This is a genomic window from Vibrio sp. CCB-PB317 (genome assembly GCF_022808245.1).
Taxonomy (GTDB): domain Bacteria; phylum Pseudomonadota; class Gammaproteobacteria; order Enterobacterales; family Vibrionaceae; genus Vibrio; species Vibrio diabolicus.
Genome location: NZ_JALGNU010000003.1, coordinates 400794 through 415960, shown reverse-complemented (window position 1 = coordinate 415960; position 15167 = coordinate 400794). Strand labels below are relative to the sequence as shown.

Annotated in this window: 16 protein-coding genes; 7 read left to right on the top strand and 9 right to left on the bottom strand. The window is 45.0% G+C overall.

Features of this window, described 5'->3' with window-relative positions:
• Window positions 1-28 precede the first annotated feature (28 nt).
• Window positions 29-1381 carry an AmpG family muropeptide MFS transporter gene (locus MTR11_RS19070; protein WP_006742554.1) on the top strand — a complete coding sequence of 451 codons (1353 nt, stop codon included), beginning with the start codon at window positions 29-31 and terminating at the stop codon, window positions 1379-1381.
• Window positions 1382-1444: 63 nt separating this feature from the next.
• Here the strand turns inward: MTR11_RS19070 and MTR11_RS19065 are convergent, their stop codons facing one another.
• From MTR11_RS19065 to MTR11_RS19050, 4 genes are read right to left on the bottom strand one after another with little or no spacing between them, the layout of a single operon-like run.
• Window positions 1445-2104: a ChrR family anti-sigma-E factor gene (locus MTR11_RS19065; RefSeq protein WP_048625904.1), complete on the bottom strand. Its 660-nt coding sequence runs from the start codon at window positions 2102-2104 to the stop codon at window positions 1445-1447.
• A complete protein-coding gene (locus MTR11_RS19060; protein ID WP_005380255.1) occupies window positions 2101-2685 on the bottom strand; it encodes an RNA polymerase sigma factor in 585 nt (194 codons plus the stop codon). The genes MTR11_RS19065 and MTR11_RS19060 overlap by 4 nt, the downstream gene beginning before the upstream one ends.
• Before the next feature lie 44 nt (window positions 2686-2729).
• Window positions 2730-4088 carry a DUF4397 domain-containing protein gene (locus MTR11_RS19055; protein ID WP_243328211.1) on the bottom strand — a complete coding sequence of 453 codons (1359 nt, stop codon included), beginning with the start codon at window positions 4086-4088 and terminating at the stop codon, window positions 2730-2732.
• Window positions 4085-4681, bottom strand: coding sequence for an LON peptidase substrate-binding domain-containing protein (locus MTR11_RS19050; RefSeq protein WP_005380253.1), 597 nt, complete (start codon window positions 4679-4681; stop codon window positions 4085-4087). The genes MTR11_RS19055 and MTR11_RS19050 overlap by 4 nt, the downstream gene beginning before the upstream one ends.
• A 323-nt stretch (window positions 4682-5004) precedes the next feature.
• On the opposite strand from MTR11_RS19050, the gene MTR11_RS19045 reads away from it, so the two are divergent.
• From MTR11_RS19045 to csdA, 4 genes are all read left to right on the top strand, one after another.
• A complete protein-coding gene (locus MTR11_RS19045; protein ID WP_005385292.1) occupies window positions 5005-5802 on the top strand; it encodes an outer membrane protein OmpK in 798 nt (265 codons plus the stop codon).
• Window positions 5803-5910: 108 nt separating this feature from the next.
• Window positions 5911-6801 carry a 2-dehydropantoate 2-reductase gene (gene panE / locus MTR11_RS19040; protein ID WP_243328210.1) on the top strand — a complete coding sequence of 297 codons (891 nt, stop codon included), beginning with the start codon at window positions 5911-5913 and terminating at the stop codon, window positions 6799-6801.
• Window positions 6798-7397, top strand: coding sequence for a DJ-1 family glyoxalase III (locus tag MTR11_RS19035; RefSeq protein ID WP_006742560.1), 600 nt, complete (start codon window positions 6798-6800; stop codon window positions 7395-7397). The genes panE and MTR11_RS19035 overlap by 4 nt, the downstream gene beginning before the upstream one ends.
• Window positions 7397-8608, top strand: a complete 1212-nt coding sequence (csdA, locus tag MTR11_RS19030) for a cysteine desulfurase CsdA (RefSeq protein ID WP_243328209.1) — start codon at window positions 7397-7399, stop codon at window positions 8606-8608. Before MTR11_RS19035 ends, csdA begins: the two co-directional genes overlap by 1 nt.
• 33 nt (window positions 8609-8641) lie before the next feature.
• Here csdA and MTR11_RS19025 read toward each other — a convergent pair whose 3' ends face one another.
• The 5 genes from MTR11_RS19025 to MTR11_RS19005 form a co-directional block, all read right to left on the bottom strand.
• Entirely contained in the window at window positions 8642-9562 is a 921-nt protein-coding gene (locus tag MTR11_RS19025) for a GGDEF domain-containing protein (RefSeq protein ID WP_243328208.1), read from the bottom strand.
• A 309-nt stretch (window positions 9563-9871) separates the two neighbouring features.
• Window positions 9872-10300, bottom strand: coding sequence for a cysteine desulfurase sulfur acceptor subunit CsdE (csdE, locus tag MTR11_RS19020; protein ID WP_124008446.1), 429 nt, complete (start codon window positions 10298-10300; stop codon window positions 9872-9874).
• 19 nt (window positions 10301-10319) lie between these two features.
• Complete coding sequence (gene tcdA, locus MTR11_RS19015; protein ID WP_243328207.1) at window positions 10320-11129, bottom strand: tRNA cyclic N6-threonylcarbamoyladenosine(37) synthase TcdA; 810 nt, start codon at window positions 11127-11129, stop codon at window positions 10320-10322.
• A gap of 99 nt (window positions 11130-11228) precedes the next feature.
• A complete protein-coding gene (gene mltA, locus MTR11_RS19010) occupies window positions 11229-12332 on the bottom strand; it encodes a murein transglycosylase A (protein WP_012841480.1) in 1104 nt (367 codons plus the stop codon).
• A gap of 273 nt (window positions 12333-12605) precedes the next feature.
• Entirely contained in the window at window positions 12606-13061 is a 456-nt protein-coding gene (locus tag MTR11_RS19005; RefSeq protein ID WP_005380234.1) for a DUF2850 domain-containing protein, read from the bottom strand.
• Between the two features lie 162 nt (window positions 13062-13223).
• Here MTR11_RS19005 and argA point away from each other — a divergent pair, with 162 nt between their 5' ends.
• The gene (gene argA / locus MTR11_RS19000) at window positions 13224-14561 is read left to right on the top strand and encodes an amino-acid N-acetyltransferase (protein WP_053809817.1); all 1338 of its coding nucleotides are present in this window, start codon (window positions 13224-13226) and stop codon (window positions 14559-14561) included.
• Window positions 14562-14961: 400 nt separating this feature from the next.
• Window positions 14962-15150 carry a hypothetical protein gene (locus MTR11_RS18995; protein ID WP_005380230.1) on the top strand — a complete coding sequence of 63 codons (189 nt, stop codon included), beginning with the start codon at window positions 14962-14964 and terminating at the stop codon, window positions 15148-15150.
• Window positions 15151-15167: the final 17 nt, after the last annotated feature.

Genomic DNA, 15167 nt, shown 5'->3' with positions numbered 1-15167 from the left:
CAACGGCTTCATTTTATTGGATTGATTTATGTCTTCATTACCTTCCATCACTTGGTTGGAAACGGTAAAAAGTTACCTCGATAAACGACTCATGTGGGTTTTCATGTTGGGCTGCTCTAGCGGCTTTCCGTGGGTACTTATCGGTTCAAATATGTCTGGCTGGCTAAAAGACGCTGGTTTGACCCTATCCGCAATAGGCTACTTTGGTAGTGTCTTTGCGGTTTATGCAATTAACTTTCTCTGGGCGCCACTCGTAGACCGGGTGAAGCTACCAGTGCTCTATCGACTACTTGGACAAAGGCGTAGCTGGATTTTCTTCTGTCAAAGTATTGTACTCGTCGCGACGGTATTTATTGCGGGCGTGAATCCAGCAGAGAACTTGGTGTTTGCGTCTCTACTCGCCTTGTGTATTGCAACCGCATCAGCCACACAAGACATTGCGATTGATGCTTTTCGTATTGATACTTTCCCAAAATCAGAAGAATCTAAGCTGCCACAAGCTTCTGCAATGGCAGTTATTGGCTGGTGGACAGGTTATTCATTACCAGGTTATTTAGCGTTTGTTAATGCTGATAGTGTCGGTTGGAATGGCGTGTATTACGGGATGGCGGTGATAGTCGGTATTCTAATGGTCTTTACGATTTTAGTCGGAGAGCCTAAGACTCAACGCGAACAACTTCAATCTGCCGCTGAACAACGCCACAAAGAAGTGGTTGGTTCAAAAGTCGTGGCTTGGTTTACTGTGACTGTTGTAGAACCTTTCCTTGACTTCTTTAATCGCAATGGCGTCCGTGTCGCGATTACTCTTTTGCTGTTCGTTTTCCTATTCAAAATTGGCGAAGCGTTTTTAGGCAGGATGTCGATCGCGTTCTATAAAGATATTGGTTTTAGTAACGAACAAATTGGTTATTACTCCAAACTGATCGGATGGGGAGCCACTATCTTCTTTACCTTTGTCGGAAGCATGTTCAACGTCAGGTTTGGTATTGTACGTGGATTAATGATCGGTGGTATTGCTATGTCTGCCAGCAACTTGATGTTTGCTTGGATTGCATCGGTAGGCCCAAATGAGCACCTGTATTTAGCAACCATTATTGTCGATAACTTTACGACTGCTTTCTCAACTGTCGCTTTTGTTTCATTTTTGACGATTCTAACCGGACAAGCATTCTCGGCAACTCAGTATGCGTTGCTTGCATCTTTGGGCAACTTCGGACGAACGACTCTTGCTTCTTTCAGTGGAGAACTGGTGGACTACCTCAATGACTGGAGCACGTTCTTTGTGCTTACCGCTGTAATGGTCGTGCCAAGCTTGATTATGTTGTACTCGCTACGACATTACTTTGATGCTCTATTGGAAAAGGCACGTCACAAGCACTAAGAAGCGCATCAAAAAACCACCGAATTCGGTGGTTTTTGTTTTGCGAGATATAAGATAAGAGGTCTATGGGTATAGCCCTTTGCCAAACATATTAAATATACGTGCCACACCTTGAGTAAAGATCATCGGCTCAGTCAGTACGGTTAAACACAAGCAATCTTCTCCGGCCTTAGTGTAAGGGCTGTGCTTCACTGACGCGTCTCTAATCATCAAATCGCCCTCTTCATATTGGCCATCCTCATCACTAAACCCACCATGTAGGATCAATGTAGATTCTAAGCCTTTGTGCGTATGTTGAGGGATTTGCACATCTTCTCCGATGTACATTAAGCTAACACGAGCATCTTCCCCTAGATCAATCTGAGCACTGAAAACCTTGCCTCCGTAACTTCTCCATGACCCTACAAGGTCAGAGAAACGCGCTAAGGTTTTGGGAAGCTCAAAGCTCTTTCCTGCAACATTCACTGCGGCAGGATCTCGGATAACGATGTTATCTGTCGCTGGCTCCGCATTGATAATATCATTGAACATATCATCGAATTCAGGGACATATTCAGAGGGGATGTCGCTCACGATATTCGCTTGGCTGGCTTCGACTTGGTTCACATAAGCTCGGCACTTGGTGCATGTTTCTAAATGGGTTGCGACCACAAGACCAGAAACTGCATCAATGCTTCCCGAAGCGTATGCTTCTAACAAGCTGTTATCTGGGTGTTTGTTCATAGTTGCTCCGTATGCATTGAATGCCTTAGCTTTTCTACTGCAAGCCTCAGCCTGGATTTTACGGTACCGAGGGGTATATCAAATAATTCAGCGACCTGCTGATGAGGTAGCTCTTCAAGATACACCGCTTGTAAAACGTCTCTCTGATTTTTCGGTAAAATATCTAAAAATTTAACCACCTGTTCTTTCAACATGTCTTGCTCTGGTGAATAGTGATCAACAAGATCTGGTGGATAATATTCTGACGGCCAAATGTCATCAGAATGAATGTGCAACTCCTTACCTTTCTGCTTTCTTAACAGATCAAAGCATAGGTTTCGGATTATGGTGTATATCCAAGTCGATAACGCGCTCTTTTCCCCATCATAGAGGTGCGCTTTCTGCCAAACTGTCGCCATGGTCTCTTGCACCATCTCCATAGCAACTTGCTCATTACCAACATGTTTGTAAGCGAATTGCTTCAGCTTGGGTGCGTAAAAACGGAATACAAAAGCAAACGCGTCTTTATCTCGAGCCTTCACTTTGTCCATGTAATCGTTCCAATCACTGCGCCCCAGTTTTTTTGGGCTATCACTCATCATAATCGGCCTTAATTTTAGGGAGGAGTCATCTCCTCCCATTCGTCCTAATCGGTAACGTCATCAACCAACAAGTTGAAGCCACCGTTGTTCCCATCATCAATGGCAACCACCTGATACACAACACCATTCATCACATTGACAGGTGCTGAATCAACAGCAACCGTCCTTGGATCGCCTGCCACTGTCATGGTTACATAATAGGTACCTTCAGCGACATATAATCCCTGAACGCTATCTTTGTACGCAAAATTAGCAATAGTTGGATCACTTCCATCTATTCCAGCGCTTGTAGTGAGATAAATATCCACCATTTCCGCTACGGGACTCGCCGCCGCATGTGTCACATTCAGCGTCGCGCTAGTTGCCACTGCACGTCTCATGTCTTCAACAACTAGAGGTTCGATATCAATCGCTGGGCTAACAACACCGACTGCGTAAACACTGTAATCCATTCCGCCCGCAACCATTAATCCGTCAACATCGATAATAGGGTTGGTTGTTGTGCCATCCACGTAAACGTCAATATCGTAAGCGCCAGCATCGAGATCCAAATAACCACGAATCTCTTTGAACGCTAAGTCGGCAAGAGGACCGAAGGCCGCCCCGTTAACGTTGACATCGACGATTGGCGCTCCATCGACAAGATGTCCAACTCTTACTTCAGCTTGACTGCCCATATCCTCGATTATAGAAGATCCTGAACCATCCAATACCAACAGCTTAACCGGTGACGTGCTATTTGAATCTCCGGTACTGATAGCGGCAATCGTCAAGTTTGAATTAGCAGCAAGAGATATTATGCCCGAGTCAAAAGCAACGCTATCCCCAACAGCAAGTCGAACTTGGTACTCACCAGCGGGGATGTTCAATACGTCTGTAGATGCTTTATATGCAAGATTCATAAGCGGTGTCGCGCTAGCAAGATCAGCCCCTGGCTCAGTGACGTAGAGATCAACGGCAGGAACGCCAGACGCTGCATGAACAACTTGAACATCTAAACTATTGGCATCAGCCATTGAATCGGCGCTGCGAGTCACAACTAAAGGTTCTACTGGGTTTGGTGAACCATTGGCATCACCAACAACGAACACGTTGTAATTGAGGTCTGAATCAAGGTCTAGTTCTGTTTTAGGTATTACGGTCGCGGTTTCATCGCCTGGAAGTTGAACATCAACTTGAATTGAGTTCATGCCCTCACGTAACTTCATGTAACCAGAACCCATACCATAATCAACACCTGTCAATGATGATTTATCGTTTATCCACACATTTGCAAGCGGCGCATCAGAAGACGCATGTACTGCTTGCAAATTGGAATACTCGATGGTGTCGCTGTCGGAGCCACACGCCGCCAGTCCTAATGCCGCCACCATAGTTAGCGCAGCTCTGCTAAATCCTTTCATATCCTTGCCTCTTTGTTAGTCGGGGCTTCTATGGCTTCTGTCAGAAATTGCAACGCAGGAATGCAGTTCTCTGCGCCAACGAGCTGTTCGAACAGATTGCAGTCTAAAGGAAGTAATTCAAGCCAGCGCTGGGTCACCCAAGCTGAGTCATCGTAAAAACGATGCTGGTAGAGGTTTCCAAGTTGAGGAAACTCTTCATAAACATGGGATAACTGCTGGCTTAAATAGAAGAAATCTGGTGAGTTGTCTGGATGTTGCCAATTGTCTAACCATTCGACCTCTGCATGGCGTAAGCCGTCCGCATCTGCACGAACTCGTTTGACAACAAAGCGTTTCTCACCAGCGACTGTAATACCAAGAAGACCATCACTAAGTGTTTCAAAATCAACGATCCTGACCAAAGTTCCGATAGATGAAACATTTCCCACGTCTTTAGGGTCACCTTCACTACCTACTAGGCAAACTCCAAAACCCACATTTTGTAGGCTGCATTCCTTTACCATTCGCTTATATCGTGGCTCAAAAATGCGCAGATTCATTTTACCTTCAGGGAGTACAACTGAAGTGAGTGGGAATAACATGACTTCTTTCATTCAAACGTCCTCTTTGATTCACCGATACATACGAATCCCTTATCACTCCGATCACTAACGATTTATGTTGGTTAATCGACTGGCTTAAAAAGTCATAAAATCGCTTACGCAAACGATCTAAATCACACATTTATTGCAATCAAATGCAACAAACAAAAAGTTCCGTAAATAAAGATAATTTCGTGATGCAACTCACCAAAAACGTTCAATTTTGCACCCTTTATCACTTTCATTTGGGATTTTTATCGCTATTATTCCCGCCAATTGGAAAGCGCAGCACAGATTGCGTGTTCTGAATCATTACAAACATAGAGAGTCCCCTTATGCGTAAATCACTTTTAGCTCTTAGCCTTCTAGCGGCTACTTCAGCTCCAGTTATGGCGGCAGATTACTCTGACGGCGATATCCACAAAAACGATTACAAGTGGATGCAATTTAACCTAATGGGTGCATTTGACGAACTTCCAGGTGAGTCTTCACACGACTACCTAGAAATGGAATTCGGCGGCCGCTCTGGTATCTTCGACCTTTACGGCTACGTTGATGTATTCAACCTAACTTCTGATCCAGGTAGCGACAAAGCTGGCGCAGAGAAGATCTTTATGAAATTCGCTCCACGTATGTCTCTAGATGCGGTAACTGGTAAAGACCTATCTTTCGGTCCTGTTCAAGAACTATACGTTGCAACTCTAATCGAGTGGGGTGGTAACTCTGGTGTTAACTCTCAAAAAATCGGTCTAGGTTCTGACGTAATGGTTCCTTGGTTTGGTAAAGTTGGTGTTAACCTATACGGCACTTACGACGGCAACAAAAAGGATTGGAACGGTTTCCAAATCTCGACTAACTGGTTCAAACCATTCTACTTCTTCGAGAACGGTTCATTCATTTCTTACCAAGGCTACATCGATTACCAATTCGGTATGGATGATGATGCAGGTAACAAATTTGGTTCAACCGCGTCAAACGGTGGTGCAATGTTCAACGGTATCTACTGGCACTCAGACCGCTTCGCAGTGGGTTACGGTCTAAAAGGCTACAAAGACGTGTACGGTATCAAAGATACTGATGGGTTTAAGTCAACTGGCTTTGGCCACTACCTAGCTGTAACTTACAAGTTCTAATTGAACCACTAAGTTTGCTCAAAAATGGCGCCTTTTGGCGCCATTTTTATTTGCTTTCCTTTTTTCCCTCATTATCCTTGCAGCAAACCTTTTTAATGAGAGCGTTTGGTGAATATCCTTATCCTCGGTCCAGGTGCGGTTGGCTCACTCTGGGCAACAAAATTTAAGCTTGCCGGGCACAATGTTTCATTGTGGGGAAGAAGCTCTGAAAGCCAACAATCACTTCAGTTGGATGATACACCCGCAATCGTATTCAGTAATCAAGATATTTCCTCCGTAAATCAAGCGGATCTCATTTTGATCACGGTAAAAGCTTGGCAATTGGAAGACGCCATTCAACCTTTACTGCCTCATATCAACGCAGACACGATTATCATGCTGATGCACAATGGTATGGGTACCGCCGCTGGCGTGGAGAAGGCTCTGCCAAACAATCCGATAGTGCTCGCCACAACGACGCACGGCGCATACAAACCAGATAACCAACACGTACTGCATACCGGTCACGGAACAACGCAAGTGGGTGGTTATAATGACAAAGGAATGCAGTGCGCTTTTCTGCAAGATGTTATGCATCATGCCCTTCCAGAGGCCATTTGGAATCCACACATCCAATCTGCGTTATGGACTAAGTTAGCGATCAACTGCGCGATTAACCCACTGACTGCGATTCACCAGTGTAAGAATGGTGAGCTTGCGCAGCCCGAGTTTAAGATACAACTCGAAAGCATCACTCAAGAACTGGTTGAAGTAATGAGTAAAGAAGGTATTGCTATCGAGTTTCGCTCTCTTTTCGATACGGTAATGCAAGTGGTGAACGCCACAGCTGAGAACTATTCTTCAATGAGACAAGACGTATTCCATCAGCGTCGAACGGAAATTGATTTTATAACCGGATACTTGTTAAAGGCTGCCGAGAAACATCGCATCAATACGCCTGAGAATTTAAAACTTTACCAACGCATCAAACAAATAGAACAAAGCTGGACAGAACAATGAGTAAGAAAATCTTAGTGCCAATCGCTCCGGGCACCGAAGAAATGGAAGCCGTCACCGTTATCGACATGATGGTTCGCGCGGGTTATGACGTTACGGTAGCGAGTGCTGCTTTTGATGGCTCATTGACGATGAAAGCTTCTCGCGGAGTCACACTAACAGCCGATTGTAAGCTGGTCGATATCGCTGATGATGAGTTTGACGCCATAGCGCTTTCTGGTGGTGTTGGTGGTGCAGAAATTTTTCGTGATAGCACGGTGATGATAGAAATCCTTAAGCAGCACATCTATGAGGGAAAATTGGTCGCTGCTATCTGCGCAGCACCGGCGTTAGTATTGCAACACCATGATCTTTTCCCACAATCACTGATGACCTGTCACCCGAGCTTTCAGTCACATATCCCGGAAGAGAAGTGGCGCAGCAAACGCGTGACCTTTGATATCAACCACAACCTTATCACCAGTCAAGGTCCGGGCACTGCTTTAGAGTTCGCAATGGAAGTAATCATTCAACTCTCAGGTAAAAAACACGCATGGTCAGTTGCTGAACCAATGATCCCTCTGCCTACTCTGCATTACCATAAGCTTGGTGAAGAATAATGTTTGACGTAAATGCTGTACGTGAGCAATTTCCTGCTCTAAACCAATCCGTCAACGATACGCCCTTAGTGTATCTAGATAGCGCAGCGACAACGCAAAAACCGCAATGTGTGATTGATGTCATCAGTCATTACTACAGTGCGCAAAATGCCAATGTTCACCGTGGCAGTCATAGTTTAACGGCTAATGCCACCAGCCAATTTGAAGCGGCACGAGAACGAGTGGCAAACTTTATTGGTGCAAACAGCTCTAAAGAGATCATTTGGACACGGGGTGCAACCGAAGCACTGAACTTAATTGCTCAGACTTACGCCCGCAGCACGTTACAACCGGGTGATGAGATCTTGATTAGCGAGATGGAGCACCACGCTAACATCGTGCCTTGGCAAATCGTGGCAGAGCAAACGGGCGCCAAAGTCATAAAAGTTCCAATGACATCAGATTGCCAGTTCGACATCAGCGCATTTAAGGTGCTTCTGTCTGACCGCTGTAAAATTGTTGCTTGTGCGCAAATCACCAACGTCACGGGCACACGACAACCTATCGAAAAAATCACTGAACTAGCGCACAGCGTTGGCGCGGTTGTTGTGATTGATGGCGCTCAAGGCATCGTCCATGAGCAGCTTGATTTATCGGTATCAGATATCGATTTTTACGTTTTCTCAGGTCACAAACTTTATGCGCCAGCAGGTATTGGCGTTTTATACGGCAAGCTTGAACTTTTGGAAGCCATGCCACCATGGCACGGCGGTGGTAAAATGGTTGAACGCGTTTCGTTCGAGAAAACGACGTTTTCTGCACTTCCTGGTAAATTTGAAGCGGGCACACCAAACGTTGCGGGCGCGATTGCTCTAGCGAAAGCCATTGAGTGGTACCAAGGTTTTGACCATCACGAAGTAGAGGAGCATCTCCATGTGCTTCAGGATAAGGCCTATCAAGCACTAAGCGCTTTGGATGACATCCATATTCTAGGCTACCAACCGAACGCTTCTGTACTAACGTTCGTCATGGACGGCGTTCATCACCAAGATATTGCGACGCTGCTCGATCAACAAGGCATTGCGGTACGAGCAGGGCACCATTGCGCTCACCCATTGATGGATGCACTAAATGTGAAAGGCACGGTACGCGTTTCTTTTGGTATTTATAACACGGCTGAAGATGTGGATAGACTCATCGCCGCCGTAGAAAAAGCCGTCGACATGCTATAACGCCAACGTTTTGATTTGGAGTAACCAACAAGGTTACTCCATCTGCCTATCCAGAGTCGCCACGCAATTTCTGCCATTTCTTTTCGCAGCATAAAGCGCTTTATCTGCATACGCATACAAACGTTTGGTGGTTTCATTTCTGCCTATTTCCACCACGCCTACACTCACCGTGACCGGAATTTCAATCTTTTCAAATTCGAACTGACAATTTTGAATGTGGGAACGTACTTCCTCTCCTACCTCTTTCGCCGCCGACAGAGAAGTTTCTGGCAAAATAATCGCAAACTCCTCCCCTCCGACTCTTGCAAAAATTTCGTCTTTGACGAGTAAGTGAGAAACCAAATCAGCTAACGTCTCTAAGACATAATCCCCCGCATCATGACCACGTTTATCATTGATGACTTTAAAAAAATCCAAATCAAATAATAACAACGCGGAGTGATAATCCGGAGCTTGGGATTTAATAACTTCTTCTGTGAGCTTTTCGAAAAAGACACGTCGATTGTAGATGTTGGTAAGAGCATCAATTTGGCTTTGATGGCGAAGAAGGGTTTCAACTCGGTGGCGATTGGAGATGTTGCGTGTAAGAATAAGGACAACGCGACGACCTCGGTATTTTATAGCGAGTGGGCAGATCTTGCCTTCGTAGTATAGGTCGCCTCTTGGCCCACTGTTAGCATCTATTCCCTGAATGCTGTCGGCGCACATCTTGTACTCGATCGTCACAATACTGTCTTGTTTCAGTGACCGATTTATCTGTTCGATAAACCAGTCAGCTTTATCTTTCTCAAGTACGCTGTGCAGCGTCTCACCTATCAAATTACTTCCATCGTGATAGGCTTTTTTATCTGTTCCTCCAAAAACATCAATATAGATACCATCTTCACTCAGAATAAAAGTGGGGTCTGGCATTCCGGATAACACGTCTTGCGCATGTTCCAAGGTGAATTGCATATAGGGAGGTTCCTAGCATTTGTATCTAAGTAACCCAATCGCTTCCAAGTGTGTTTCCACATTGGGGAATAGGAGCGAATGGGGCATATGTCTATTATCTAATATAGACAAATTTTAAATACAATTGAGTTTATAAAAACCAAGTGGGCAATATAATGAACCAGGATCAATAGAATGGTTAATTAGCGCTAAAATAGTCGACCATTTGCATATTTTTTACCCATATGCAAAAGATGTCTCAACTCAGATACAAAAAACGCCAAACAGCTAGGCTATTCGGCGTTTTTTAAGAATTGGGAAAATGACTCATTACACGGCGGTTTGCTTAATCTGCTCTACAATAGCTTTCAAGCCATTACCACGTGACGGGCTTAAATGTGCAATAAGCCCCAGTTGATCAAAATAAGCATCGATGTCAAATGCTTGAATTTGATCGGCCTTTTTTCCGTCATAAGCCGCCATCACCAAGGCAATCAATCCACGGACGATACGCGCATCGGAGTCCGCACAAAAATGCCAAACGCCATCTTGCTCTTGGCTCACTAACCACACCAAGCTTTCACAACCCGAAACGGTAACTTGTTCTGATTTCAGCTCTTCTGGCATTTGTGGCAGCTTTTTACCCCACTGAATAACCTGACGGTAACGATCTTCCCAGCCTTTAAATTGCTGCATAGTCGCGACAATGTCTTCGCTGGTGATATCTGTACCAAATGGAGAAACGGGAAAATCTGTCATGATGCGCTCTTCTTCTAGTTTACTGCTTATATTTTGAAATCAACTTCTCAACGATTCGCGATACCGCGACAAAGCCAAACGTTGCAGTTACGACAGTCGCCGCCCCAAAGCCGCTAGCACAATCCATACGTTTTGGACCTTCCGCTGTCGACTTTACACCACACACTGAACCATCTGCTTGAGGATACTTCAGCTGCTCGGTTGAAAATACGCAATCAATACCAAACTTACGAGCCGGGTTCTTAGGGAAGTTATGATGACGACGCAGAGTGTCTTTGATTTTCTTCGCTAGAGGATCTTGGATCGTTTTCGTTAAATCAGCGACCATGATCTGCGTTGGGTCAACCTGACCACCAGCGCCCCCCGTAGTGATCACTTTGATCTTGTTGCTGCGGCAATACGCCAACAAAGACGCCTTCGCTTTTACGCTGTCAATGGCATCCAACACGTAATCAAACTCTTTGCTTAAGTACTCATGTTGATTGTCTGGCGTGATGAAATCATCAATCAGATTGACGTTACACTCTGGGTTGATCAATTTGACACGCTCGGCCATCACTTCAATCTTGCTTTGGCCAACGGTGCCCGTCATCGCATGAATTTGGCGGTTAATGTTCGTGACACAAACATCGTCCATATCAATCAGAGTTAGCTCACCGATCCCCGTACGAGCCAGCGCTTCCACCGCCCATGAACCTACGCCACCAATACCAATCACACAAACGTGTGCAGCGCGAAGAATGTCCACTTCGCTGTTGCCATAAAGACGACGAGTGCCGCCAAAGCGTTGATTGTAGCTGTCAGATGCTGGGGTATCGAGTTCACGCATATTGAAGTCCAGATGATCGATAGAAAAACAAAGAGTGCGATTTATACGCACTCTTTGATGAAATGTCTAGATAAGAGAGTGTTCCTCTCTCTTGGACGACTATTGTAGCTTTTCTGGCGGTAAAGCCCAAGGCGCTTGAGTTGGTGAGTTTTCTAACCCAAGTTTCCACACTCGACCAAAATGCTTGTAGTGCCCTGCTTCCGTTCCTGCTCTCGCACCAATGCCATGATACAGATCCAAATGGTTCTGTTTTACCGCACCACCAGTGTCTAAAACGATCAGCATTCGCAGTTGATGCGCACCACTCCACGTACCATCAGCATTCAACAGTGGCACTTCCGCCAAGATTGGCGTACCCATTGGTAAGATAGAACGGTCACCCGCGACAGCGGCCATTGGCAACAACGGAATACCAGCCGAGCCTGTTACTGGCGCTTCTGCTTTTGGCGCAAAGAAAACGTAAGAAGGATTTTGCTCCAACAACTCGCGTACTGTTGCATCGTCGTTGTCCATCACCCACTCTTTGATTGCTTTGAGGGACATTTTTTCACGCGGCACTTCACCACGTTCAATCAAAATGCGGCCAATGCTGACGTAAGCTTTGTTGTTTTTACCCGCGTACGCAAAGTACTCCAACGTATCATCATCTTCAAAATGCACGTAGCCACTGCCTTGCACTTCCATCATAAATGGGTCGATACGATTAGGCGCGTAACCTAGCACCAAACCTTGTCCATCTAGTGCTCCATTGTAAATCTCCGCGCGAGTCGGACAATCTGATGAGCAGTTTGGCTTGCCATAAACTGGGTACTTAAAAATGTCGTTTGGTGTATGACGCAGTTCCATCACGGGAGAGAAGTATCCGGTAAACAACACATTACCTTTTTTATCACCACCACCCAATTGCGCGGCTTGAATGCCAAACGCACTCAACGCACTGGTATCTCCGCTCTGTTGCGCCCACTCACTTAATCGTTGATATAGCGGTTGGTACATCTTCGCCATGGATGGTGACTTTATCACCACTTGCTCAGCTTGCTTGTTAAATTCAGTAAAATCGCGTGGTTTGTTAGACTCAACCACATCCACTTGATTGAGGATCTGAGGAAACTCACCATCAAGATATTGCTGAGCGCGATCATTTTGTTGAGCACAGCCAAAGAGTAGGCTCAAAGAGATAATAGGAAGGAGTTTTTTTAACACGTGTCTTTTCCGTAAAAGAGAATAGCAAAAGGATGGCAAACAAATGAATACGACGCAATTGAAAAGCAACGACAAAATGTTTCAACGCTAAGCCAATCCGTTTACTCGTTGTAAATTCATTCAGTTAATGCAACATGATAACAGCGGAAGAATTACGGAATTGTCCGGATTATGTTTGAAAGTAAGATTTACCTATTGAGAGATGAAATTGTGATCATCCATGTGACTCACAGACGCAAGAGATCTCTGCTTAAAAGACAATGATAAAAACGACTATCTTACCGCAATCCTTGCACGCCCCTCTAAACGGAATACAGGTAGATAATGTGCATTGGCATCCAGCTTCATTTCTGCATGCTGCTTACCCACAAAATTGAAGTGCCGCTCATTTGAACCCACTCGATACGAAAACGAATCCCCATCGAATTCAAAACTGGTCGCCACTGTAGAACCATTTACAGTAACACCGCGCTCACTCAACACAAATTCTTCACGAGCATAAGGCGCAACATCTTGCTCAACCCAGCGGCCATAAATAGTCGATTTAGGAATGGGCGGATTAATGGTTCGTGTAATCAAATCACTATACAGCATGCACACGACAACGGTTCCAACTATCGCTATAAGCATGAGAGAACGCTCTAGCCACTTACGAAGCATTGATTTAGATGACGTTTTTGACAGATTTGAAGCAGTGATCGCAGCATTCTTATTAACAGCAGAAGACATGAGGTTCACGTATTGAGAAAAGACGCGCTCATTGTAACTCTCCCCTTCAACGGGACCAAGAACCTACCTCAATATGTTTGTGCTTTATTCCAAAATTTCACCTTGCCACCAAGTGAATAAAAAGGCATTATTTTAACATAATTAAACAAAGGAATGGCTGTAGTGAAAATTCGTAGTACTGCTCTCGTAAAAGGATTCCGTCAATCAACACCTTATGTCAATGCTCACCGCGGAAAAACCATGGTGATCATGCTGGGCGGAGAAGCCGTCGCACACAAAAATTTTGGCAATATTATTAATGATATCGCACTCATGCACAGCCTCGGAATCAAAGTCGTGGTGGTGTATGGTGCACGTCCTCAAATTAATCAGCTGCTAAAAAAACAAGACCTCACTACGCCTTACCACAAAAATATCCGCATTACAGATGAATCGGCTTTATCTGTTGTTATGCAAGCTGCCGGACAACTTCAGCTTGCGATTACTGCGCGCCTATCAATGAGCCTCAACAATACTCCGATGGCAGGTACCCAGCTCAATGTCGTTAGCGGCAACTACATCATTGCTCAGCCACTCGGCGTTGATGACGGGGTGGACTATTGCCATAGTGGACGTATTCGCCGCATTGACACCGATGCTATCAACCGCACTCTTGATCAAGGCTCTATTGTGCTACTTGGCCCCATTGCGAGCTCTGTGACTGGCGAGTGTTTTAACTTACTTTCTGAAGAAGTTGCGACACAACTGGCGATCAAATTAGGCGCAGACAAACTGATTGGTTTCTGTTCAGAACAAGGTGTCATTGATGACAACGGTAATGCTGTCGCCGAGTTGCTGCCAATTGAGGCGGAGCATGTCATCAAAACGCTCTCTGAAAATACGTCTCCTGACCTAGATTACAACACTGGGACACTGCGCTTTCTTAAAGGCTCTATTGCCGCTTGTCGTGCCGGAGTACCTCGTAGCCACTTGATCAGCTATAAAGTGGATGGAGCCTTAATTCAGGAGTTGTTCTCTTTCGACGGTATCGGAACCCAAGTTGTTATGGCGAGCGCTGAGCAAGTGAGACAAGCTAATATTGACGATATTGGTGGCATCTTAGACCTCATTCGCCCTTTAGAAGAACAAGGTGTACTCGTTAGGCGCTCTCGAGAGCAGCTAGAGCAAGAGATTGGAAAGTTTACCATTATCGAAAAGGACGGTCTGATTATTGGCTGTGCTGCCCTTTATCCATACCCAGAAGAGCGCAAAGCTGAGATGGCTTGCGTAGCGATTCACCCTGACTATCGTGATGGAAACCGAGGTTTGTTACTGCTCAACTACATGAAGCATCGTTCTAAATCCGAAACCATTGATCAAATCTTTGTCCTCACGACACACAGTTTGCATTGGTTCAGAGAGCAAGGTTTTTACGAAGTCAGTGTCGACTATTTGCCCGGAGCCAAACAAGGGCTATATAACTTCCAACGTAAGTCAAAAATCTTAGCGCTAGATTTGTAGCTTAACCTTAAATCAGGAAGAGAAATTTAAGGTTCCGGTATACCAACACCTCAAGGTGCGGGATTCAGCTCATTGACGCTCAATCCTGCACATCAAGTTTGTTTTGGAGTAAGGCCTCACATAAATCCTGCTTCGAGCTAGCGAGTCATCATATGAACACCAACTTAGAAATGCGCAAACCATTGCTTAATTTTTGTTCCAATTTTATCTTTTAAATATACATTTGGTTGGCTATACTCTGCTCGCTAGTGATTGGTTTTTAACCAACACGAATGGATCTAGGTGATGTAATGTAGCCTTCACCCTAAAATACTGGGCAATTGAAAAACTAGTTAGCTCCGTATTGCGTACCAAGGACAGTTGTTAATCTGACTTTAAATAAGCCGAGACGAGCACTGTTATGAGAACAATCATTTGTAATTCGCTTCAAAGCTTCTGGGATATGGCTGACAATCAGTTTTTAGAAGGCCTAGACGTCCACTGTGTTTTCCCCGTAAATGACGCTATCCGAGATTTTATTCTTGCTTATCAACAGCAATACAAAATACGCAGCGTATCTTTTACCAATGCGTTTGCAAAACATGCATAAAAGAAGACCGAGCCATA